The 22,002-nt window shown below is 55.8% G+C and carries 21 protein-coding genes; 12 read left to right on the top strand and 9 right to left on the bottom strand.

All coding sequences use genetic code 11. The features are described 5' to 3' along the window. Positions 1-2: 2 nt before the first annotated feature. Positions 3-632: a TetR/AcrR family transcriptional regulator gene (locus FFI95_RS01815; RefSeq protein WP_144820638.1), complete on the bottom strand. Its 630-nt coding sequence runs from the start codon at positions 630-632 to the stop codon at positions 3-5. 127 nt (positions 633-759) lie between these two features. Here FFI95_RS01815 and hemB point away from each other — a divergent pair, with 127 nt between their 5' ends. The 3 genes from hemB (at position 760) to FFI95_RS01800 (ending at position 5,289) form a co-directional block, all read left to right on the top strand. Beyond that, positions 760-1,776: a porphobilinogen synthase gene (gene hemB, locus FFI95_RS01810; protein ID WP_144820637.1), complete on the top strand. Its 1,017-nt coding sequence runs from the start codon at positions 760-762 to the stop codon at positions 1,774-1,776. A 63-nt stretch (positions 1,777-1,839) separates the two neighbouring features. Continuing rightward, on the top strand, positions 1,840-3,981 hold the full coding sequence (gene ppk1, locus FFI95_RS01805; RefSeq protein ID WP_144820636.1) for a polyphosphate kinase 1: 2,142 nt from the start codon (positions 1,840-1,842) through the stop codon (positions 3,979-3,981). A 21-nt stretch (positions 3,982-4,002) separates the two neighbouring features. Beyond that, positions 4,003-5,289 carry a DUF945 family protein gene (locus FFI95_RS01800; RefSeq protein ID WP_144820635.1) on the top strand — a complete coding sequence of 429 codons (1,287 nt, stop codon included), beginning with the start codon at positions 4,003-4,005 and terminating at the stop codon, positions 5,287-5,289. Positions 5,290-5,343: 54 nt separating this feature from the next. Here the strand turns inward: FFI95_RS01800 and coaD are convergent, their stop codons facing one another. The 4 genes from coaD to FFI95_RS01780 form a co-directional block, all read right to left on the bottom strand. Then, the gene (gene coaD / locus FFI95_RS01795; protein WP_144820634.1) at positions 5,344-5,826 is read right to left on the bottom strand and encodes a pantetheine-phosphate adenylyltransferase; all 483 of its coding nucleotides are present in this window, start codon (positions 5,824-5,826) and stop codon (positions 5,344-5,346) included. 100 nt (positions 5,827-5,926) lie between these two features. After that, complete coding sequence (locus tag FFI95_RS01790; protein ID WP_144820633.1) at positions 5,927-7,519, bottom strand: GMC family oxidoreductase; 1,593 nt, start codon at positions 7,517-7,519, stop codon at positions 5,927-5,929. 41 nt (positions 7,520-7,560) lie between these two features. Next, the gene (locus FFI95_RS01785) at positions 7,561-8,196 is read right to left on the bottom strand and encodes a hypothetical protein (RefSeq protein WP_144820632.1); all 636 of its coding nucleotides are present in this window, start codon (positions 8,194-8,196) and stop codon (positions 7,561-7,563) included. Between the two features lie 71 nt (positions 8,197-8,267). Beyond that, positions 8,268-9,713, bottom strand: coding sequence for a coniferyl aldehyde dehydrogenase (locus tag FFI95_RS01780; protein ID WP_144820631.1), 1,446 nt, complete (start codon positions 9,711-9,713; stop codon positions 8,268-8,270). 179 nt (positions 9,714-9,892) lie between these two features. Between FFI95_RS01780 and FFI95_RS01775 the strand changes: the two genes are divergently transcribed. Further along, positions 9,893-10,552 carry a TetR/AcrR family transcriptional regulator gene (locus FFI95_RS01775; protein ID WP_144820630.1) on the top strand — a complete coding sequence of 220 codons (660 nt, stop codon included), beginning with the start codon at positions 9,893-9,895 and terminating at the stop codon, positions 10,550-10,552. 157 nt (positions 10,553-10,709) lie between these two features. On the opposite strand, the gene yihA is transcribed toward FFI95_RS01775, so the two are convergent. Next, positions 10,710-11,357, bottom strand: coding sequence for a ribosome biogenesis GTP-binding protein YihA/YsxC (gene yihA / locus FFI95_RS01770; RefSeq protein WP_144820629.1), 648 nt, complete (start codon positions 11,355-11,357; stop codon positions 10,710-10,712). A gap of 173 nt (positions 11,358-11,530) precedes the next feature. Between yihA and FFI95_RS01765 the strand changes: the two genes are divergently transcribed. The 3 genes from FFI95_RS01765 to FFI95_RS01755 all read left to right on the top strand — a co-directional run bounded on the left by FFI95_RS01765 (position 11,531) and on the right by FFI95_RS01755 (position 13,874). Beyond that, complete coding sequence (locus FFI95_RS01765) at positions 11,531-12,139, top strand: c-type cytochrome (protein WP_144820628.1); 609 nt, start codon at positions 11,531-11,533, stop codon at positions 12,137-12,139. A 173-nt stretch (positions 12,140-12,312) separates the two neighbouring features. Then, the gene (locus FFI95_RS01760; RefSeq protein WP_144820627.1) at positions 12,313-12,948 is read left to right on the top strand and encodes a thiol:disulfide interchange protein DsbA/DsbL; all 636 of its coding nucleotides are present in this window, start codon (positions 12,313-12,315) and stop codon (positions 12,946-12,948) included. 65 nt (positions 12,949-13,013) lie between these two features. After that, positions 13,014-13,874, top strand: coding sequence for an endonuclease/exonuclease/phosphatase family protein (locus FFI95_RS01755; RefSeq protein WP_144820626.1), 861 nt, complete (start codon positions 13,014-13,016; stop codon positions 13,872-13,874). A 63-nt stretch (positions 13,875-13,937) separates the two neighbouring features. Here FFI95_RS01755 and rpmG read toward each other — a convergent pair whose 3' ends face one another. From rpmG to radC, 3 genes are all read right to left on the bottom strand, one after another. Beyond that, positions 13,938-14,093, bottom strand: coding sequence for a 50S ribosomal protein L33 (rpmG, locus tag FFI95_RS01750; protein ID WP_091701227.1), 156 nt, complete (start codon positions 14,091-14,093; stop codon positions 13,938-13,940). An 11-nt stretch (positions 14,094-14,104) separates the two neighbouring features. Next, entirely contained in the window at positions 14,105-14,341 is a 237-nt protein-coding gene (rpmB, locus tag FFI95_RS01745; RefSeq protein WP_144820625.1) for a 50S ribosomal protein L28, read from the bottom strand. Positions 14,342-14,559: 218 nt separating this feature from the next. After that, positions 14,560-15,234: a RadC family protein gene (radC, locus tag FFI95_RS01740; protein WP_144820624.1), complete on the bottom strand. Its 675-nt coding sequence runs from the start codon at positions 15,232-15,234 to the stop codon at positions 14,560-14,562. A gap of 187 nt (positions 15,235-15,421) precedes the next feature. Between radC and coaBC the strand changes: the two genes are divergently transcribed. Genes coaBC through FFI95_RS01715 form a run of 5 tightly spaced genes read left to right on the top strand, consistent with a single transcriptional unit; the run spans position 15,422 to position 21,952 of the window. Continuing rightward, entirely contained in the window at positions 15,422-16,630 is a 1,209-nt protein-coding gene (gene coaBC, locus FFI95_RS01735) for a bifunctional phosphopantothenoylcysteine decarboxylase/phosphopantothenate--cysteine ligase CoaBC (RefSeq protein ID WP_144820623.1), read from the top strand. Next, positions 16,623-17,084, top strand: a complete 462-nt coding sequence (gene dut / locus FFI95_RS01730) for a dUTP diphosphatase (protein ID WP_144820622.1) — start codon at positions 16,623-16,625, stop codon at positions 17,082-17,084. Before coaBC ends, dut begins: the two co-directional genes overlap by 8 nt. Before the next feature lie 37 nt (positions 17,085-17,121). Then, on the top strand, positions 17,122-19,713 hold the full coding sequence (locus FFI95_RS15520; protein WP_144820621.1) for a phosphomannomutase/phosphoglucomutase: 2,592 nt from the start codon (positions 17,122-17,124) through the stop codon (positions 19,711-19,713). 52 nt (positions 19,714-19,765) lie between these two features. Beyond that, positions 19,766-20,662 (top strand): acetylglutamate kinase, encoded by an 897-nt coding sequence (gene argB / locus FFI95_RS01720; protein ID WP_144820620.1) that lies wholly within the window; start codon positions 19,766-19,768, stop codon positions 20,660-20,662. Positions 20,663-20,686: 24 nt separating this feature from the next. Next, entirely contained in the window at positions 20,687-21,952 is a 1,266-nt protein-coding gene (locus FFI95_RS01715; RefSeq protein WP_144820619.1) for an acetylornithine deacetylase, read from the top strand. Positions 21,953-22,002: the final 50 nt, after the last annotated feature.

Genomic DNA, 22,002 nt, shown 5'->3' with positions numbered 1-22,002 from the left:
AGCTACCTCCTGGTGCCGGTCAACCCCTGAATGCAAAAGCGGATGATGGTGTCAACCAGCGGGTTGTTGTCAGTCTTGTCTGTCGTTATCTGTCCGGTCTGGCTGGGTGACAGTGGACCAACCAGACTTTCCGAAACAGCCCCCACCAGGCAGGTACTGCTCTGCCGGGTGTTCTGGTCTGGTATACAGCCTTCTTCGATCCCTTCGCGAATCGCCTGTTCAAACAGATCTGCATAGGCTTTCCGGTACGCCAGCCGTTCCTTTTCTACTTTCGGGTCCACTGGTTCTGCAATCAGAGACCAGGCCATGACCGGGCCTTCGAGTGCACGTTCAGCGAATCGCCGTAATGCACGTTCCAGTCTTTCTCTGGCGTCCCCCGGGGGCGCCAGCGCGTCAGCGACCTTGTTTACTTCGTGTTGTGTCGCCCGGCGGAATATTTCCGCAAACAGGTCTTCCTTGGAGTCAAAGTGGCGGTAGATTGTTCCTGTTGCCACGTCGGCCATCCGGGCTATACGGGTGACTTTGGCGTTACGAAAGCCGCCCTCAGCAACGCACCTGTAGGTACAGTCAGTGATTTTCTGCCGTACTGCTGCTTTGCGTTGCCGCATTTTTTCAGTTTCACGATAAGCCATCCTGGCTCCTCAAGTTTAATGAATCATGATTCATTCTTTTGTTCAACACAAGTACTTATTGCATGGTTTTATTTTATTCTTTAGATTCATTAAGTTGTAGGTTTGTTGTCTTTATCAGGAGGTTTCTGTGTCATTTTCAACACCCCGTGTTTTCCCGGCCACGCGTTTACGGCGTAACCGGGCCAGTGATTTTTCCCGCCGGCTGATGAGAGAAACCCAGCTGACAACGGATAATCTGATCTACCCGGTTTTTGTATTGGAGGGTGAAGAACAGCGAGAGCAGGTGCCCTCAATGCCCGGAGTGGACCGGTTGAGTGTGGACCTGCTGGTTGAGCAGGCAGCCGAACTGGTAGAGCTGGGCATTCCTGCAGTAGCACTGTTCCCGGTGGTCGCTGCAGACAGGAAGGACCTGTCCGGTTCGGGTGCCTGGGACTCCGACGGATTGGCGCAGCGTGCTGTGCGTGCACTGAAGAAAGCCTATCCGGAACTGGGAGTCATTACCGATGTGGCGCTGGACCCATTCACCACCCATGGGCAGGATGGCATTATTGATAGCGACGGTTACGTGCTTAATGACGTTACTGTCGAGGCTCTGGTAAAGCAGGCGCTGTCCCATGCGGAAGCGGGGGCCGATATAGTGGCGCCGTCCGATATGATGGATGGGCGTGTTGCCGCTATGCGAGAGGCGCTGGAGGCTGGCGGGCACGTAAACACCCGTATTATGGCGTATTCGGCCAAGTATGCCTCTGGCTATTATGGGCCTTTCCGCGACGCCGTCGGGTCTGCCGGAAACCTGGGCAAAGGCAATAAGGCCACGTACCAGATGGATCCTGCCAACAGCAATGAGGCAATCCAGGAAGTGATGATGGACCTGGCTGAAGGTGCAGATATGGTTATGGTCAAGCCGGGTATGCCCTATCTGGACATTGTGCACCGGGTGAAAACCGAACTGCAGGTGCCAACATTCGTATACCAGGTCAGTGGTGAGTATGCTATGCACATGGCGGCTGAGCAGAATGGCTGGCTCGATGGCGACACTGTGGTCATGGAAAGCCTTATGTCGATGCGCCGTGCGGGTGCTGATGGAATCCTGACGTACTTTGCAGTACGGGCAGCCCGGCTGCTGCGCGAGCAGAAGCACTGAAGCCGGCAGCAGACCACCCGCCGCCCGAGCTATAGGTGGTAAGCCAGACAGGAGCTGAAAGCCATGAGAACCGAAATTGTCAGGAATCTGACCACCGGCAGGGAGAAAAGTGTCCCTGCACCGGTCGACATCGCGCCCGTGGGCGAAAAGATTGATCTGGATTCCAGTGCCAATTACTTCAATCGTGAGCTCAGTCAGCTTCAGTTTAATTACCGGGTACTGAAACAGGCACTTGATACCACCCACCCACTGATTAACCGATTGATCTTCTGCTGTATCTTCAGCAGTAACATGGATGAGTTCTTTGAAATCCGGGTGGCGGGTCTGCGTCAGAAAATCAAGTATGGCCGGGACGCTCCGGGTGCCGACGGCATTATGCCGGAGCAGGTGCTGAACGAGATCAGCCGTGTTGCCCATGAATATATCGATGAGCAGTACGATATCCTGAATCATGTTCTGATCCCGGAAATGAAAGAACAGGGCATTCATTTTGTGCGGCGGCGGGAATGGACCTCCGAACAGGCAGAGTGGGTGCGGAACTATTTCAAAGAAGAGATTTTACCGGTGGTCAGCCCCATTGGGCTGGACCCCTCACACCCGTTTCCCCGGCTGGTGAACAAAAGCCTCAACTTTATTGTTGAGCTGGATGGCAAGGATGCATTTGGCCGGGAAACCGGTATGGCGATTGTGCCGGCCCCGCGTTCATTACCGAGGCTGGTGCGCTTGCCGGATGAGATTTGCAACGGTGGTGAGAACCTGGTTTTCCTGTCGTCCATGATCCATGCCCACACCGATGAGCTGTTCCCGGGGATGGAGGTTAAAGGGTGCTATCAGTTCCGGCTGACCCGTAACGCTGACCTGGAACTGGAAGACGACCTTGAGGACCTGGCTTCTGCCTTGCGTGGTGAACTGCTGAGCCGTCGGTTCGGGGATGGTGTGCGGCTGGAAGTGGCTGATAATTGCCCCCAGGAGCTTGTGCAGTTCCTCCTGACCCAGTTTCATCTGGAACACCGGGATATGTACCAGGTAAACGGGCCGGTCAATCTTACCCGTCTGATGGCCGTCACTGATCTGGTGGATGCGTCCGACCTGATGTATTCCAGTTTTTCGCCCACCATTCCCAGGCAGGTACGAAACCAGGAAACACTGTTTGATGCGATCCGGAAGCGGCCCATCCTGCTCCACCACCCCTTCCAGAGCTTCAGTCCGGTGGTGGATTTCCTGCGCCAGGCCGCCAAAGACCCCCAGGTGCTGGCAATACGGCAGACGCTTTACCGGACAGGTGCAGACTCGGAGATTGTCGAGGCGCTTGCAGATGCCGCCCGGCGCGGCAAAGAGGTCACCGCAGTGGTGGAATTGCGGGCCAGGTTCAGTGAGGCCGAAAATCTGGAGCTGGCAAGCCGGCTCCAGGAAGCAGGCGTTATCGTTGTCTACGGTGTTGTAGGGTATAAAACCCACGCCAAAATGATTCTGGTCGTACGCCGCGAAGAAGGTGTTTTGCGCCGCTATGTGCACCTGGGAACAGGCAACTATCATGCGGTGAATGCGCGCCTTTACACAGATTACAGTTACATGACCAGCGATGAGTCAGTGGGTGACGACGTCAACAAGCTATTCCAGCAGCTGACAGGCATGGGTAAGGCCCTCAAAATAAAAAAGCTGTTCCACTCGCCATTTACGCTTCATAAGCGTTTACTCCGTCTGATTAAGCGTGAAACCGAGCTGGGGGAGAAGGGGCGCATTATCATCAAAGTGAATGCGATGACCGAGTTACAGCTTATAAAGGCTTTGTACCGGGCCTCTCAGGCGGGAGTGCAGGTTGACCTGATTGTGCGTGGCATATGCAGCATCCGCCCCGGGGTGCCGGGGCTTTCCGAGAATATTCAGGTGCGCTCCATTGTCGGACGCTTTCTGGAGCACACCCGGGTTTATTATTTCGAAAATAACGGAGCGCCTGCGGTCTATTGCTCCAGCGCCGATTGTATGGAACGTAACCTGTTAAGCCGGGTAGAGACAGCGTTTCCTATTGAAGAACCGAAGCTTGTAGAACGCTTGCGGGAAGATCTGGACATTTATCTTGCAGATAACTGCCAGTCCTGGATATTGCAGCCGGATGGCAGCTATATTCAGAACCTGCCAGCTGAGGGTGAAGAGCGGGTCGCATCACAAACAGTCTTGCTGGAACGCCTGACTGGCCAATCCTGATATTTCAGACGGAGAAAGTTTTTGAAAGCAAAGTGGATAGCAGCCGGCGCTGGCGTGTTGATTGTTGCTGGCATAACGCCCTGGGGCGTGGGTTACGTAACCGAGCAGCAATGGGGGCAGATGACCCATGAACTGAATCAGTCCCAGTCATTTGTTCAACTGCGCACAGACGATTACCAGCGCGGTTTTTTCGGTGCCAGGGTCACAGGTACTGTAACCATGATGAATCCGGAAAACGGTGAGTCGTATCCGGTTGAGTACCAGGCCAGCGTGACCCACGGCATCACGGGCAGCTACATGGATTTTGAGCCGGTTTCAGGCTGGGCGCCGGAGGATGCTGACTGGTTCCATGAACAGCCGCGACTAACCCTTGAAAGCCGCCTCTGGGGAACCGCTGTGCTTGAGCTCGAAGCTCCGGCTATCGCAATTAACAATAGCACGAGCGGTGAATCGCTCAGAACCAGCGGTGGCATTGTGCGTGTTGAGGTCAGCGATGCCGGCGAGCAGGTCAAGGCACTGGCTGTCTGGCCCCAGTTGCGTTTCACGGCTCCGGAAATGACCCTTCGGGCTGACGACTTCCGGCTGGAGCAGAATATGGCTCACCTGCAGGGAGATGTCTGGACCGGCCTGATGGAGGCGTCGCTTGCTACGGTTGCCCTGACCGCTCCCGGCATGCCCCCTGTCACCATAGAGGGCCTGCAGATGCGCAGCAGCACAGAAGCGAAGGCCAGCGGCCAGCGTCTGGATTCACGGCTTTCGGCTGCAGCTGAAAAGCTTCGTTATGAAGATGAGGGATATGGCCCGCACAAACTGGTCTTTGCTCTGGAAAACCTGGACGTTGCAAGCTGGGGCAGGCTGACAACCAGTATGGCAGAACTTCAGGCCCTGGCCCTGACGCAGGATCAGGGTGGGCGAGAGGCTTTTGAACAGCAGATTGCAGCTATGGAGCAGGTGAGCAGGGCTGCGCGCGATCTGGCAGCAGCAGGGTTTACGGCAGGCTTCCCGGAGCTGGTCCTGAATACGCCCGAGGGCAAGGTCACCGGGAGCGCGGGCATCAGCCACCCTGAGCTTACGGACGATCAGAAGGCAGAAATGCTGATGGTGATGCAGAGGTTAACCGGAAAGATGGATCTGAGCCTGCCAGCCCGGTTGGTGGAAAAGTATCCCATGGTGCGGATGCAGCTGGCACCGCTGATTAAACAGGGGCTGCTGGTACCTGAGGGTGACCGGCTGGTACTGGCCGCCAGGCTCAGCGATATGATGGTTGATGTGAACGGCCAGGAAGTTCCGGTGCCGCCACTGTTTTAATACGACGCTCAGCCACACACGCCCCTGTGCAGGGGCGTGTGTGGCTGGTCGGTGTCAGGCTTCGCGGAACTTGTCCTTCAGAGCTTCCTCTACGACCGGGTCAACAAATTCGGACACATCCCCACCCAGGGAGGCAATCTCCCGGATCAGGCTTGAGGAAATGTAAGAGAGGTGGTTGGAGGGCGTCAGGAACACGCTTTCCAGTTCCGGAGCCAGGCGGCGGTTCATGTCAGCTAGCTGGAACTCATACTCGAAGTCGGAAACTGCACGCAAGCCACGCAGAATCACTGTAGCCCCCTGATCACGGACAAAGTCAGCAAGCAGATAGCTAAAACCGGTTACCGTGACGTTTGGAATATGGGCGGTGGCTTTTCGCGCCAGCTCGCACCGTTCTTCCAGATTCAGTAGCGGTTGTTTTTTTGAGTTGTAGGCTACGGCAACAACAATTTTATCAAACATTCGGCTGGCCCGCTCAATGAGATCGGTATGGCCGTTGGTGATAGGGTCAAAAGTACCCGGGTAAATGGCTATCGGCATAAACAGCTCCTCTTCTTGGCTAACACTCAGAATACCAGCATTTCAGCGAGTTCTACAGGCCAGCGGCAGGCCGCAAGGCGGGGACTGCCTTGCTAAGAGGTCAGGCTTTCAGCTGTTGTGCCAGCCGGGTGCTGTTTCTGGCCGCCAGTGCATAAACGGACAGTTGCGGGTTAGCGCCGATGCTGGTGGGGAAAACCGAGGCATCGTGTACACTCAGGTTGCTTATATGGTGGTGCTCGCCAAAACCATTAACCACAGATTCTTCGGGGTTGCGCCCCATGCCGCAGCCACCCATCTGGTGTGCGGTAAACAGACGGACCCGGTGAGGCTCCATGGAAAAGCCGTCAATAGCGGCGCGGGCATCGGACCAGTTGCTGTACCAGTCGGAATCCAGGTGCATCAGGCGCACCCGCTCAGCGCCCGCGGCAAACTGAATTTCCGCCATGGTGTAAAAGGCGTTGCGAAGACCTTCCCAGAGATAATCCGTAACCGGGTAGTCCAGTACTGGGCTGCCATCATCACGAAGCGATACAGTACCGCCAGGACTGTTTTGGTGAAAGCCGTCCCGCAGCAGCGCAATAATCGACTGCATCCAGGGCAGGCGGGCGAGGTTTTCAGCCTGTGCGCTGCCGTGGCCCGGGACAACGCCCGCCGACATGGCAGGGTGCAGTGGCGGCACTTCCAGCTTATAACCTACCTCTCCATCGACCCCGTTTCGGAAATTGAACTCATCGGAGTAAATGGACTGGGGGGCGCCGTAAAACGGATCCACCAGCTTGGGCATTTGTGCAACACTGGCGTTGACCGGGTGGATAAACGAACGTTTGCCCACACGTTCGTAAGGGTCAGGCAATCCGGAGCGCAACAGCAATCCGGGTGACCCTATTGCGCTTGCGGCAACCACAAAATGTCTTGCCTTAAGCGTTACGTTAATGCCGGTAGGGGTCACGCCATCGCTGGCTATCGCGCTGGCCTGGAGCGCGTCAATCCGGTCCTGCTTCATGATCAGCCGTTCGGCCCGCAAGCTGTGAAACAGCCGGGCATTATGATCCAGTGCACCGGGAATGGTGGTCAGTAAGGCGCCCTGCTTGGCGTTGGTCGGGCACCCCACACCGCAGTAGCCGAGGTTCCAGCAGCCTTTTACATTGCGGGGAATAATCTGCCAGCTAAAACCGAGCTTTTCGCAACCCTGGCGCAAGATGTCGTTATTGAGGTTGGGTGCGGTCTCCCAGGGTGACATGGAGTGGCGGGTTTCACGACCGCTAAACCAGGGCGCCATAGCCTCCGGCGTTAACTCTTCAAGGCCGAAGTGCTTGCTCCAATAGTTCAGGGTTGCATCCGGTGTACGAAAGCTGCTGGTCCAGTTAACGGTTGTAGAGCCGCCGACGCAGCGCCCCTGAAGAACAGAAATGGCTCCGTCTTTAGTGGTGCGGCTCATCCCCTCCTGATAAAGATTGGCGTAGGAGGTGAGCTCATCCATTTTGAAATCTTTCTGATAGTACAGGCGGCCGTCCTCGACCAGGATTACTGAAAGCCCACTCCTGGCAAGAATCTCTGCAGTCGTCCCCCCGCCCGCACCTGTGCCGACGATGACCACATCGGCTTCTGTTACCAGGTCCTGAGTGAGGGTTGCCCCATCCGTGACTTTCCAGCCAGACTCCAGGCCCTGGGCAATGCGATCAGTGAGTGACATGTTTTATGACTCCATCTTCAACGTAAAAAGCAGGCTGGTATTCAGGCATTGCGAAATTGTGGCAGGGCGCGTACAGCCCATTCCGGTGGTCCCGGGTACCCGGAGAGGTGCCAGTTTTCCTGGTAGCCATAGAATGCAACGTTACTGATTTTGGTCAGGGCCATGTAGCCATTGTTGAACAGACCAATGCGACTGGAGCGCCAGCGCTTCAGAAACGCATCGGCCTGCTCGCGGGTAGCATCGGGCCAGGAAGGCCAGACCCGTGCAATGCTGACCCGGGTCAGCCCGAAGTTGAGCAGATCACACAGCCTTCTGAGTTCTTTCTGGTTGGCAGGGCCGAACTTGTGAATGCCTGCGTCGATGCGCTCAATGGTGCTGGCAATCGCCATGCGTCGGGTGTTGGGCTCCTCCGGGAGGGCCGGACCGAGTATGGCAGGGAGCAGAGCTTCAAACAGGTCGATATCGTCAGTAGTCAGAAACCGGAACTGGTAGCGGGCATCCATGCGCGTATCAATAGCCCCGAGCCGGCCAGCGGGTGCTGTTGCGCAACCGCTGAGGCCAGCGGTTATGCTGACTGTGCCCAGAAACAGAGCTCCTCCCAGGCCGGTGCGCAAAAAACTGCGTCGATCCAGAGTGGAAGTGCGCTGGTTTTCGGACAAGGTGGTATGTGGGGTCATATATTGGTCGCTCTTGTTCTGTTTGTCGCGATTATCCAGGCCCGTGAGGGCCCGGGTTAAAGCAGAGCCGGTCACCGGATAAAGAATCTATAGACCATTTTATGAAACGATGTTCCGTAAGGAGGGTAAACAAATTTACCGCTGTTGAATTTCTGCCTGGTAAAAATCGCCCGGTGATGCGAAAAGGTCAGGAAGCCTTCCTTGCCGTGGTAGTGACCCATGCCGGAGTCGCCTATACCACCAAAAGGCAGGTCGTCCTGGGCAACGTGCATCAGTGAGTCGTTAATGCACATGCCTCCGGAGAGGGTATTGTCAATCACCTGGCGTTGCTGGTCGCGATCATACCCAAAGAAATACAGGGCCAGCGGGCGCGGACGGTCGTTAATGTATTGAATGGCTTCATTGAGGTTGCCATAACTGACAACAGGGAGAACAGGGCCAAAAATTTCCTCCTGCATGATTTTCATGTCCGGAGTGGTTTTCAGCACCAGTGTCAGGGGCATTTTGCGGGTGCCATCCCCCAGGTTTTCCTGTGCCGGGTTGATCTCGATAAGCTCGGCGCCTTTGGCTCGGGCATCGGTCAGGTAATCCTGCAGGCGATTGTACTGTCGCTCATTGATGATCGCGGTGTAGTCTTCATTATCGCGCAGCGACGGGTACATACCGGAGACCTGGTTCCGGAATTCGTCAGCGAAAGCCTGAATCCGGTCCGCCGGGCAAAGCACATAATCCGGTGCTATACAGGTCTGGCCGGCATTGAGTGCCTTGCCAAACGCGATACGCTGGGCTGCATCCTCCAGCGGGACATCCTGAGAAACAATGGCAGGTGATTTTCCGCCCAGTTCCAGCGTCACCGGTGTCAGGTTTTCGGCGGCCGCACGCATGACCAGTTTGCCGACAGCAGTAGAGCCGGTGAACAACATATGATCGAAGGGCCGTGCAGAAAAGTCAGCAGCAACGTCGGCGTCGCCATTGATGACCGTAACCAGATCCTCCGGGAACGTTGCCTCTATAAGTTCTTTGAACAGGCTGGATATATGGGGTGTGAACTCTGACATTTTGATCATGGTCCGGTTACCGGCTGCAAGTGACGCAACCAGTGGTCCTACCGCCAGGTAAAGCGGGTAGTTCCAGGGCACGATGACTCCCACGACGCCTTTGGGCTGATAGTGCACTTTGTTACTGGCAGGCTGGAACAGGACCGAGACCGACCGGCGGGAAGGTTTCATCCAGCTTCCCAGGTGTTTCAGGGTGTGGTTGATGCCCTGAACGGAGGGCATCAGCTCTGCAATCAGGGACTCATCCCGCGAGCGGCAGGTGAAATCCTGGTCAATGGCTTCCAGAATGCGATCCTGGTAGGTGAGCAACGCCTGCTTGAGGCGCGAAAGGTTCTCTTTGCGCTCGCTCAGCGACGGTGTGGGGTTGTTATAAAATGCTTTTTTCTGATCCCCGAACACCCGGTGAGTATGTTGCATATGTTTTTTGCTCTCTGTGAGCTGAACAACGTTGGACTCCATGGTGTCCCCCTGTTGGCACCGCTGGCTGATGGCGGCGAAGCTGGATATTTTATGTTGACGAATAAACGCACAACTTGCATATTCCGGTATTATTAGAGTATATACTCTAGGGAGTCAAGCAGGGCCTATGGCGAATCGGGCCATTTGTGAGCTTCTCAACAATGAGCGCCGGTGAGTCTATGAAAACCAGAGACAAGATACTTCTGTCCAGCCTTGAGCTGTTTAACGAGCGCGGCGAGCGCGACGTTACGACCAATCACATTGCAGCACACCTGGCGATATCGCCGGGCAACCTTTATTACCATTTTCGCAACAAGTCCGACATTATTTACGAGCTTTTCCAGGAATATGAAAAGCTCGTGGGCTACTACCTGGACATTCCTGAACACCGGCCGTTAACGCTTGATGATATGGCGTTTTACCTGGAGTCGGTATTTGACGGGTTGTGGAGTTACCGGTTTTTGCATCGGGATCTGGAATACCTGCTGGACAGGGACCCACGTCTGCGCAGTGACTATCGGGCGTTTACTGACCGTTGCCTGATGGCCATCAGCCGTATTTTCGAGAAGCTGGCAGACGGCGGTATTATCGAACCACAACCGGAGTCTTTGCGGACGGCTATGTCGTTGAATGTGTGGCTGGTGATAACCAACTGGATGGCCTATCTGAAAACCGCCCATGCGGCAGAGGCGTCTGCCAGCCTGACACTCCGGGAGCTGAAGCAGGGTATTTATCAGGTACTGACGCTGGAAATCCCCTACCTGACGCCGGCGTACCGGGATCGGGTTATGGCGCTGAGGGAGAAGTACCGACCGGCACTGCCGGTCCACCGGTTTTGAGGCGCAGGGAACTTCCAGGTAATGGCCCTGTCCCAGTGACAGGTGTCGGAAAATCGGACGTTTCTGATGCCCCTGAGCGAAGCCTCAGGTTTTAACACGTCGCAAACCCTGACGTTTTGCCGGCCTTGCGTTATCGCAGGCCGGTTTTTTCTGTCTGTCAGAGGTCATCACCCGCTGTTTCTTCAGTACTCTCCAGCCAATCTGTCAGTGCCGCCCGGCAGTCATCGACACCCCGTTTGGAGGTGGCTGAAAACATGATCAGGTGCTGAACGCAGCTGTATTCCTCAAGCTTGCGGCCAATGTCGAGGATGCTGTTTTTGGCTTGCCCGAACTTAAGCTTGTCCGCTTTTGTGGCCAGGATCATCAGGGGCAGTTGATTATACTCACACCACTCCACCATCATCTGGTCAAAATCGGTGAGCGGATGCCGTATATCCATCACCAGGACCAGGCCCCGAAGACACTGACGGTCGTTCAGGTAGTCTTCCAGGTGTTTTTGCCAGTCATCCTTTATATCCCTTGATACTTTTGCGTAGCCGTACCCGGGGAGGTCGACCAGCCGTGCATGTTCCCGGTTCAGCGAGAAAAAGTTAATCAGGCGTGTACGCCCGGGTGTTTTACTGGTCCGGGCCAGTTTGCTGTTTGCTGTAATAGCGTTCAGGGCGCTGGATTTGCCCGCGTTCGAGCGTCCCGCAAAGGCAACTTCCGTACCCGTATCGGGCGGGCAGTCTTGCAATCGGGGAGCGCTGACCAAAAAACGGGCGCTGTTAAATGAAATACTTTTTTGAGTCAGGTCAGGGTCCACAGCGGTAGGCTTTCCTTTGGATTTCAGTTGTCAGTGATTAATGTATAATGCTACACCAATTCCTGGCGGTACGCTTTGCGTAACCGCTGACAGTCCTGGTTTTTAGCGTGACTGATCAGCACCTGCCGGCTGCAAATAAAGAATATTTTCAAGACGAGAGAAGCGGAGCGAGCATGAAAAAACTGATCGCAGGGTTTGTTTTCGGCGTTGGCCTTACCGCCATGGCGCACGGAGCAGGAGATCCTGAAGCGGGTGAGCAGAATGCGGTAGCCTGTCAGGCGTGTCATGGACAAGGCGGATCGGCACCAATTATGGGTGCATATCCTAAAATATCCGGGCTGGGTGAAAAGTATTTGTATGACCAGCTGGTGGCCATTCAGGACGATAGCCGCTCTATTCCGGAAATGGCAGGCCAGCTTACGGGCAAGTCGGACCAGGAGCTCCAGGATCTGGCTGCTTACTTCGCACAGCAGGAAATCACGGTCAATCAGGCGGACCCGGATCTGGTGGATAAAGGTGAGGCCATTTATCGCGGGGGTAACATGGCGACAGGTGTTCCCGCCTGCGCCTCCTGTCATAACCCGCAGGGCAAGGGTAACGAGCCGGCAGGCTATCCGCACCTAGGGGGCCAGAATGCTGAGTATATTGCCAAGCAGCTGAAGGCGTACCGTGACGGCACCCGTGACAATAACGCGAATGCCGAGATTATGATGGATGTGTCTGCAAGGTTGTCTGATGCAGAAATAGAGGCTGTTTCCAGCTATATTTCCGGCCTGAACTAAAATCGCTTTTAGTGTCAGACAGCAGACCCCGCCCGGGAGTGCCCCTGTTTATGGAGGCACTGTCTGGCGGGTTTTTTGTTTTTCGGTTCTGTAACCCATGACATGTGGAACTTTTCAGGGCTGACAGGTCATACTTCTCTATCACCACACTCAGGAAAGGCGGGAGATATTTAATGTTTCGAACTCTCAGGATAACAACACTGCTGTTCGCAGCACTGATGGTGTTTGGTTCGGCCAGTGCTGCTGACTGGAAGGAAGGCACGCATTACAAGAAGCTGGATACCCCGGTACGCACGGCCAGCGACTCAGGCATAGAGGTTGCCGAAGTGTTCTGGTATGGCTGCCCGCATTGTTATAACTTCAAGCCGCTCGCCGAGGCGTGGGAAGCCGAAGCACCTGATTACGTAGAGTATGTGCGCATTCCCGCAGCTCTGGGGAGCTCCTGGGAGCCCCATGCCCGCGCCTTCTACGCCCTTGAAGCGATGGATGCGCTGGACACCATGCATGACCCGATGTTTGACGCGCTGGCTGGTCAGCGTCGGCCGCTTAACGATGGCGAGTCACTCGCCGGCTTTGTGGCTGAGCATGGCGTAGACCCGGATGAGTTTCTTGCCAATTACAAAAGCTTCGGAGTAAATGCGCGCATGCAGCAGGCGCAGTCAAAGATTCGTGGTGCGCGTATTACCGGTACACCCAGCATGCTGGTGAATGGCAAATACACGATCAGCGCCTCTATGGCAGGTAGCCTTGAAGCAATGCTGGAGGTTGTGGATTATCTGGTGGAGAAAGAGCACACTGAGAATCAGTAAGGTAACGCTCTGCATAGCTTTTTCTCTTTCGAGGTTGTCAAACAGGGCGGCACGACAGAGGTACTATGTATAAACGTTTCAGAAAACAGCTGGACGGGATAATCAGGTCCCGGGACGAGTCTAAAGGCTCGAACTCGGGGCTTGAGCATGTGCCCGCCTTTGAACCCCAGCGGCACCTGAGGCTGCTGACCTTTAATATCCAGGTGGGTATCAACACCTCGGCTTACCGGCACTATCTCACCCGAAGCTGGCAACACTTCCTTCCTCACCGCAGTCGTATCCAGAACCTGGACCGCATCGCATCGTTGCTCAGTAACTACGATGTGGTGGCGTTGCAGGAGTGTGACGGAGGCAGCTTGCGAAGCGGCTACATCAACCAGGTTCAATACCTTGCTGAGGCAGCGGGTATTCCGTACTGGCATCAGCAGCTGAATCGCAATCTCGGACAGATTGCCCAGCACAGTAATGGTCTGCTTAGCCGGTTCCGGCCTCTGGACGTAAAAGAGTACAAGTTGCCGGGGAGGGTCCCCGGAAGAGGTGCCATTGTTGCCCGTTATGGTACGGAAGAGGACCCGCTGGTTCTGGTTATGATGCATCTGTCGCTGAGTAAGGCGGCGCAACAGCGTCAGCTTGGTTTTGTCAGTGAGTTGATTTCCAGGTATCGGCACGTTGTTCTGATGGGTGATATGAACAACCATGCCGAAGAGCTTCTGACCCGCACGCCGCTTAAGGAGACGGACTTACTGCCGCTCCCGGACACGGCTCACAGTTTCCCCAGCTGGCGCCCGGAGAAGGCGCTGGATCACATCCTGGTGAGCCCCAGCCTGCAAATACGAAATTCAGAGGTGGTCAGCTACCCTATGTCAGATCACCTGCCGATTGCCATGGACATTGCGCTGCCGGACGGATACCTGGAGAAATTCTAGCGCCCATTAAAAAACCCGGCAAGATGGTCTTGCCGGGTTTTTTAATGGGCGCCAAATCAATAATTACTTGATTTTGGCTTCCTTGTACTCAACGTGCTTGCGAACCACCGGATCGTACTTTTTCATAGCGATTTTTTCCGGGGTGTTTCGCTTGTTCTTTTTGGTCGTGTAGAAATGACCAGTGCCTGCTGAAGATACCAGCTTGATTTTCTCGCGCATGATGCGGCTCCTTATACTTTCTCGCCGCGGGCACGAAGATCGGCCAGCACAGCGTCAATGCCTTTTTTGTCGATGATGCGCATGCCCTTTGTGGATACGCGCAGCCTCACGAAGCGCTTCTCGGTCTCAACCCAGAAACGGTGGTTCTGCAGGTTCGGCAGAAAGCGACGACGGTTATGGTTCATCGCGTGGGATACATTATTACCGGTGACCGGACGCTTACCGGTAACCTGACAAACTCTGGACATACTTGCCTCCGACCTGAGCAATGGTCTTAATAAATTCGAATTCGATTTTAACGCGTCTCTGGTTGCCGAGGAACGGTTACGCCCCTGTTTGCGTCCCTGAACTGAACGCTGCTCGCCAGACGCCGCCAGAAAGGGACGCTTTTATACCAGAACCAGCCCCCCAACGCAAAAAAATTGTTGGGAAATTGGCCAGTTTTTCTGAAATTCTCCGGGACAGTCTACATCAATCCACGTTCGGCAAGCGATATTACCTCACCATGACCCACAACCATATGGTCAAGAACCCTGATATCCACAAGTCCAAGTGCGTCTTTCAGACGCCGCGTGAGAGATATATCTGCCTGGCTGGGTTCAGCTACCCCCGAGGGGTGGTTGTGGGCAAAAATAACGGCCGCCGCATTATCTTCCAGAGCCTGGCGCACCACTTCTCTGGGATAAACCGCGGCACCATCAATCGTGCCTCTGAACAGTTCTCTATACTGAATAACCCGGTGCCGGTTGTCCAGAAAAAGGCCGGCGAAAACCTCGTGGGGATAGGTGCCCAGGCGGCTGGTCAGAAATCGGCGGGTATCCTCCGGTGAGCGCAGCGGGTCACCCTGACGCAAGGGCTCATCCATTACCCGGCGGGCCATTTCCATGGCGGCCTGAACCTGGGCATACTTCGCAGTGCCCAGCCCTTTGACGCCACAGAATTGCCGCCGGGAGGCGGTCAGTAAACCGCGCAACCCGCTAAACTCCTGCAGGAGAAAGCGCGACAGTTCCATTACCGGCATACCGGTCGTGCCGGTGCGTAAAAAAATAGCCAGAAGTTCTGCATCAGACAGGCTTTCGGAACCATGGGCAAGAAGGCGTTCCCGGGGGCGTTCGTCCCTTGGCCAGGCGGGATCAGTCATTGTTACTTCCTTGTGTCGGGTATCAGCCCGGGTGCATCCTGCATCCGGGTTGTGCGTATGGCTGTATTGTTTCTGAAAGCGGCTGCAAAAAGCAACAGACAGGTAAGCTCCGGGACATTTTGCAGGCTGTTGCGATGGCCATAGCATGGTATGTTACGGATCTGACAGGAACGAACACGGAGTTATTATGGCGTTCAGAAAGATTCTGCTGGGCCTGACCGGCGGTATTGCAGCCTATAAAAGCGCTGAGCTTGTGCGTCTGCTGAAAAAAGCGGGGTACGAAGTAAGGGTGGTTATGACCCGAGGTGCTCAGGCCTTTGTGACGCCCCTGACCTTTCAGGCGCTCAGTGGTGAACCGGTACGGACATCTTTGCTGGATCCGGAAGCCGAAGCGGGTATGGGGCACATAGAGCTGGCCAAATGGGCAGATCAGGTTGTCGTTGCACCTGCCTCTGCAGATTTTATTGCCCGCCTTGCACAGGGTATGGCGGACGATCTGCTGACCACTATTTGCTGTGCGACAGAGGCGCCTATCGCGGTCGCACCAGCGATGAACCAGGCTATGTGGGGAAACGGTCGTACCCAGCGCAATATTCGTCTGCTGGAAAGCGACCCGCAGATTACCCTGTGGGGACCGGCTCAGGGAGACCAGGCCTGTGGCGATATCGGGTCGGGGCGCATGCTTGAAGCCGCCGACATGGCCAGACTGATCACGCAACAGCACAACGGATCCGGTAAACTTGCCGGCAAGCGGGTTGTGATCACCGCAGGCCCGACCCGGGAGCCGATCGACCCGGTGCGCTATATCAGCAACCATAGCTCCGGGAAAATGGGTTACGCGCTGGCAGTTGCTGCACGGGATGCGGGTGCCAGAGTCATTCTTCTCAGTGGCCCTGTGAACCTGCCACCCCCGACAGGTGTTGAGGTGCGGGACGTTCTTACGGCGGAGGATCTGTTACAGGCTTCTTCCCAGGCGGTTGATGAAGGTTGTGACCTGTTTATTGCAACGGCTGCAGTGGCTGATTACCGGCCCCGGAGTCTCGCTGGTGACAAGATTAAAAAGTCCACGGAGACCATGGAGCTGCCGTTGGTTCGCAACCCCGATACCCTGGCAACCATTGCGGGGCGTCCGGATGCGCCGTTCACTGTGGGCTTTGCGGCGGAAACCACAGATGTTGCCGATTATGCAAAAGACAAACTGCAGCGTAAGAAGCTGCGTATGATTGTTGCCAATGATGTGTCCGTGCCTGGGCTGGGGTTCAACAGTGACAGTAACGCTGTCACGGTATTCTGGCCGGAAGGCCAGGAGACTCTGGGGCCAGATACCAAAACCGTGATAGCCACGCGCCTGGTGGCGTTGATCGGCGATCATCTGAGACAGGAAGAGCATGAGTAAAAAAAACTTGCAGGTACGCATTCTTGACGACCGGATTGGCTCGCAGATTGCCTTCCCTGAATACGCGACCGAGGGTTCGGCTGGCCTGGATCTGCGCGCATGTGTTGACCAGCCTTTAACGTTGATGCCGGGTGAAACCCAGCTGATCCCGACCGGGCTCTCTATTTATATTGCCGATCCGTCCCTGGCAGCAATGATCCTGCCCAGAAGCGGGCTTGGCCATAAGCATGGCATTGTGCTGGGTAACCTGGTCGGGCTGATCGACTCTGATTATCAGGGCGAGCTGATGGTGTCATGTTGGAACCGCAGCAGTACCGCGTTTACGGTGGACGTGGGAGAGCGGATAGCCCAGTTGGTACTGGTGCCCGTGATTCAGGCAAACTTTGAGGTGGTCTCCGAGTTTGATGCCAGTGTTCGCGGCGACGGTGGTTTTGGCTCAACCGGAACCCGTTAATTATCAGGGTTTGATCAGAATAAAAATCAGGAAAGCTATGAAACTGAACAGGAAGAAGGCTTCTGGCTCGCCCACCAGCCCGAAGCTGAAGCGGTTTGGGCTCACAGCGCTTCAGCAGGCTGTCATTGTGTTGTTGGCAGGTCTGAGCGCAATCGTACTGGTGCATGTGCTGGTTCTTCAGCCAATCGCTGATAAGCGCTTCAACGCCCTGAAGACAATGGAGGCCGATGCTGCAGCTCAACGGGTAGATCAAACCCTGGCGCTGATGCAGCAAGGGGTAAACGGCCTGGCTACTCAGCCTCATGTGATTGATGCATTGAAAGAGCGCACTGACACCAGCGCGCTGGCGCAGACACTGACCAGCTCGCTGCCCGGGGTGCAGGCGGTATTTTTATTTCCCTACCGCGAGATTCCCCGAACAGGGTCAGGAACCAGCCTTCTGGGCTTTGCCGGGCTTGAGATGGCCCGTCGCGCGGAAAGCAAACAGAGGCTGCACCCGGATGCTTTTCCCCGCGACAATCGCTGGTATGTACAGATGGCAAGCCAGGTGCGTAACCCCACCAGTAATGCGGTAGCGGGTACCCTTCTGGTGGTTTTTGACACCTCCTGGCTGCAGCCACTTCTGTCAGTGGTCAATACGCAGCTTGGTGGTGAGCTTGCGTTGGAGCAAACCGTGTCGGGGGCCTCCAGAAAATTCGCCAGTAATGGTGGCAGTGTGGGTGTCGGGGCCAATGCATTTGAAACCCGGGATCTTGCCAATCCGGACTGGGCGGTCAGCTACAGGCCAGGCAGCAGGGCCGCAGCACCCGTGGACGCTGCTGTGCCAGCACTGCTGATAGGTGTGCCGGTTGTTATCGCAGCGGCGCTGGTCTGGCTGCTTCTGTTCAGTGCCGGGAGGAGCCTGCGTCAGGATACAAGCCAGCTTACCCAGTGGGCTCACAAAGTCTTTGCGGGCGAGTATCAAAAGCTGCCTGTCTTCCGGTGGGATGTAATTGCATCCGCGGCCGAGGTGTTTTACCGGCTTTCTCAGGTGGTGGACAAACGTCTGGCGAGCCCGGCAGATCGGGGTAAAAAGAAACCGGTGCAGCAAATGACTGAAGCCGTCGGTGCGGAGCCCTTGTTCCAGGAGACGGATATGCCTGACGTCAACATGGTGGATGGAGACGACGATGTTCTCGGTTTTGGCAATGACAGTGAAGGCAGTGCGCTGTTTGCTCATGACGAAATGCCGGTTGTTGATGAGGAAGCAGCAGAGACTGGTATATCGGCGGAGATTTTCCGGGCTTACGACATAAGGGGCATTGTTGGCAAAACCCTGACCTCTGCCATTGTCGAACAGATCGGGACGGCTGTGGGTTCAGAAGCCGTCAGCCGCGGGCTCTCCTCCCTGTGTATCGGCTATGATGGCCGTCACTCCAGCCCCGGGTTTGCCGATGCTCTTGCCCGCGGCATCATGGCGACTGGCTGCAACGTTATCCATATTGGTGCAGTGCCAACACCCGTGCTTTATTTCGCGACCCATCACCTTGAAAACGGGTCAGGCGTTATGATCACAGGAAGTCACAACCCGGCGGACTACAACGGCCTCAAGATCATGCTCGACGGTGAAGCGCTTTCCGGCGAGGCCATTCAGGCATTGTATAACCGGTTGCAGACCGGCGACATTGTGACCGGTGAGGGCGCTCAGGCGTCTGAGGATGTGCGCCGGGCATACCTTGATCGTATTGTCGGCGATATTGCTGTTGCCGCGCCGCTCAGGGTTGTGGTGGATGCCGGTAATGGTATTGCCGGCGAGTTGGCCCCCATGCTGATTGAAGAGCTGGGCTGCGAGGTGGTCCCGCTGTATTGTGAGGTTGACGGTGATTTCCCCAACCACCACCCGGATCCGGGTAAGCCCGCCAACCTTGCCGATCTGATTGAGGCGGTGAAGGCGGAAGGCGCAGACCTTGGTGTTGCCTTTGATGGTGACGGTGACCGGTTGGGCCTGGTTACCAATACCGGGAGAATCATCTGGCCAGACCGCCTGCTGATGCTCTTTGCCCGGGATGTGGTTTCAAGAAATCCCGGGGCCGATATACTTTACGACGTAAAATGCAGCCGCCGGCTGGCCGGTGTAATTTCCGAGGCGGGCGGGCGCCCCCTCATGTGGAAAACAGGCCATTCACTGATGAAGGCCAAAATGCGGGAAACCGGCGCTTTGCTTGCGGGTGAACTGAGCGGGCATATTTTCTTTGCGGACCGCTGGTACGGGTTTGATGACGGACTTTATACAGCGGCCAGGCTTCTGGAAATACTGGGCATTGAGGATCGTTCCTGCGATGAAATTTTTGAAGACTTTCCAGAAGATGTCAGCACTCCGGAGCTGAGCGTAGCAGTGACTGAGAGCAACAAGTTCAGCATTATTGAAACGCTGGGCCGGGAAGGTGACTTTGGTGACGGCAGCGTCAGCGACCTGGACGGCATACGGGTGGAGTATGTGGATGGCTGGGGCCTCTGCCGTGCGTCCAATACCACACCGGTGCTGGTCTTGCGCTTTGAGGCAGAAACGGAAAAAGCGCTGGAACGGATCAAAGGTATTTTCCGCACTCAGCTACAGAAGGCTGCACCGGGGGTGGTCGCTGACTTCTGAGGCAGTATTGGCACACATTCAATTGTAAGAACTGATTTATTAAGGCAAAAAGATGACGCTGGATCGTGAAACAGCAATGCAGGTGGCTACAGTACTCAGCCGGGGTTTACCCTATATTCAACGGTTTACGGGTAAAACGGTCGTTATAAAGTATGGCGGTAACGCCATGGAAAACGAAGATCTGAAGAGCAGTTTTGCCCGCGATGTGGTGCTGATGAAGCTGGTGGGTATACACCCCATTGTTGTTCATGGTGGTGGCCCTCAGATTGGCGAATTACTGACGCGCCTGAACATTCAGTCCCGGTTTGTAAATGGAATGCGTGTGACTGATGCGGAAACCATGGATGTCGTGGAAATGGTTCTGGGCGGGCAGGTCAACAAGGAAATTGTGTCTCTGATAAACGCTCAGGGTGGAACTGCCATCGGGTTGACGGGAAAGGACGGCAACCTGATTCGCGCCCGTAAACTGGCCGTAGAAGAGCGCTCTCCGGAACACGAACGTGCCGAGATCATTGATATTGGCCATGTGGGTGAGGTAGCCGGAATTAATATCAATGTGATTGATATGCTTACCCGCAGTGATGTGATTCCTGTGATTGCACCTATTGGCGTAGGTCCGGATGGGGCGTCTTATAATATCAACGCAGACCTGGTTGCGGGCAAGGTGGCCGAGGCCATGAAGGCTGAAAAGCTCATGTTGCTCACGAACGTGTCCGGCCTCAAGGACAAGGAAGGCAAAGTTCTTACCGGGCTGACGGCGCAACAGGTGAGTGACCTGATTGAGGACGGCACAATCCATGGTGGTATGCTGCCAAAAATCCGTTGCGCCTTAAGTGCGGTTGAGAATGGGGTGCGTACCTCTCATATCATTGACGGTCGGGTGGCCCATGCCTGTTTACTGGAAATCTTTACCGATGAGGGTGTCGGCACCCTGATCTCCCGTAACTAACAGCACGGCCTGGGGACTGTCCGGATGAAGCGCCTGCTCACAGTACTGGTACTGGCCGCTCTCGTTGGTTTTGTTCTGTTCAAGGCCTCTGTATGGTGGCTGGCGGACCAGCGTATGGCAGAAACCCGGCAGGCCCTCGGCGACAGCGGAGTTTTCCTGCGGGGAAAGATCAGCTCTGGACTGGACGGCAGCCTGACGTTGTCCGACGCGTCCTGGCAGGATTTTGAGCTGACGCAACCATTGGTTGTTGGCCGCGCAGAATTTCAGGTCGGCTCCCCCGGGGCATTACTGGGAGCGTTAACCACACCGTCTGACCTGCCTGCCAGCTGGTCCTTGCAGGCAGAGGGGTTGATCCTGGCACTTGAATCTTCCATGTTCCGTAATTGGGTAACCGAGACCGGCGTCGGAGGCTCTGAGCAGAGTGCGCTGTTTTCACTTTCCTGTGCACCGGATATGCGCCAAAAGCTGAGTAGCGGCGATTTTCTGAGGATGGGGATTACGGAGCTAAAGGGCGAGCTGGCTCTTACACAGTCGCCTGATGGGGTGCATCTGGAGCTGAATACGGAAAACACCGGCAGTCTTGAGTTGAACTGGCCGGGGGCCCGGATCCGTGTGACGTCCCCCAAGGCGACACTGACAAGCTCGGATCAGCCGCTTGAACTGACACTCAGGGATGGTGGGCTGATGCGTCGGGTTGCGGCCTATTGTGCCCGGGAAGCCGGAATGGAAACGTCCCAGTGGGCCGGGCAGACACTGGAAGCCTTCACCAGTGGGCTTGAAGCCCGGGGGTGGGAAGCCAGCAGCCAGCTGCAGGCGTTGTACCGGCAATGGTTGCTTGAAGGCGGGGAAGTGACTGTGTTTTTAAAACCGGGCGCGAAAGCGCTGGGTATTCCTGTACGTAGCGAAAGCAGTTCGAAGACGGGGCAGGGGAGTGAGGATCCGGCCCCGGAGATAAAGTATAATGGCGCACGGGTACCTGATGTCTTTCTGCGTCAGATAGCTCCCGAGGTAACCGAACGGCCACCGGAAGTACTGGAACCGGTCATATCCCCGGGTGTTTCAGAAGGTGCCCGCTGGCAGACTGAGGATATTGAATCGGCCTCTGCATGGGAAGGCCGTACTGTTCGTGTGACGCTGGCAAACGGAAACCGGGTGGAAGGTCGCCTGACGACCGTGACGGAGCGCGAGCTGGAGATTGCCCGGGAGGTTGCAGGTGGCGAAGTGGCTTACCCGATAATGGCCCGCGCAATTGCCGTGTTCGAGGTGTGGAAGCGGGACCAGACACGGTAAGCCTCACGCCAGGGCCGGAAGGCCATACGAATAGGCATCTGCATAAACAC

Origin of the sequence: Marinobacter piscis (assembly GCF_007671655.1) — a bacterium.
In the GTDB taxonomy this organism is placed as follows: domain Bacteria; phylum Pseudomonadota; class Gammaproteobacteria; order Pseudomonadales; family Oleiphilaceae; genus Marinobacter; species Marinobacter piscensis.
Note: the sequence above shows the minus strand (reverse complement) of the source record. Positions and strands in the feature narration are given on the sequence as shown.

Coding starts and splice junctions, on each gene's coding strand:
- FFI95_RS01815 (WP_144820638.1), bottom strand. CDS start 632: ATGGCTTATCGTGAAACTGAAAAAATGCGGCAACGCAAAGCAGCAGTA.
- ppk1 (WP_144820636.1), top strand. CDS start 1,840: ATGAGAACCGAAATTGTCAGGAATCTGACCACCGGCAGGGAGAAAAGT.
- coaD (WP_144820634.1), bottom strand. CDS start 5,826: ATGCCGATAGCCATTTACCCGGGTACTTTTGACCCTATCACCAACGGC.
- FFI95_RS01790 (WP_144820633.1), bottom strand. CDS start 7,519: ATGTCACTCACTGATCGCATTGCCCAGGGCCTGGAGTCTGGCTGGAAA.
- FFI95_RS01785 (WP_144820632.1), bottom strand. CDS start 8,196: ATGACCCCACATACCACCTTGTCCGAAAACCAGCGCACTTCCACTCTG.
- FFI95_RS01780 (WP_144820631.1), bottom strand. CDS start 9,713: ATGGAGTCCAACGTTGTTCAGCTCACAGAGAGCAAAAAACATATGCAA.
- FFI95_RS01775 (WP_144820630.1), top strand. CDS start 9,893: ATGAAAACCAGAGACAAGATACTTCTGTCCAGCCTTGAGCTGTTTAAC.
- FFI95_RS01765 (WP_144820628.1), top strand. CDS start 11,531: ATGAAAAAACTGATCGCAGGGTTTGTTTTCGGCGTTGGCCTTACCGCC.
- FFI95_RS01760 (WP_144820627.1), top strand. CDS start 12,313: ATGTTTCGAACTCTCAGGATAACAACACTGCTGTTCGCAGCACTGATG.
- FFI95_RS01755 (WP_144820626.1), top strand. CDS start 13,014: ATGTATAAACGTTTCAGAAAACAGCTGGACGGGATAATCAGGTCCCGG.
- rpmG (WP_091701227.1), bottom strand. CDS start 14,093: ATGCGCGAGAAAATCAAGCTGGTATCTTCAGCAGGCACTGGTCATTTC.
- rpmB (WP_144820625.1), bottom strand. CDS start 14,341: ATGTCCAGAGTTTGTCAGGTTACCGGTAAGCGTCCGGTCACCGGTAAT.
- radC (WP_144820624.1), bottom strand. CDS start 15,234: ATGACTGATCCCGCCTGGCCAAGGGACGAACGCCCCCGGGAACGCCTT.
- coaBC (WP_144820623.1), top strand. CDS start 15,422: ATGGCGTTCAGAAAGATTCTGCTGGGCCTGACCGGCGGTATTGCAGCC.
- dut (WP_144820622.1), top strand. CDS start 16,623: ATGAGTAAAAAAAACTTGCAGGTACGCATTCTTGACGACCGGATTGGC.
- FFI95_RS15520 (WP_144820621.1), top strand. CDS start 17,122: ATGAAACTGAACAGGAAGAAGGCTTCTGGCTCGCCCACCAGCCCGAAG.
- argB (WP_144820620.1), top strand. CDS start 19,766: ATGACGCTGGATCGTGAAACAGCAATGCAGGTGGCTACAGTACTCAGC.
- FFI95_RS01715 (WP_144820619.1), top strand. CDS start 20,687: ATGAAGCGCCTGCTCACAGTACTGGTACTGGCCGCTCTCGTTGGTTTT.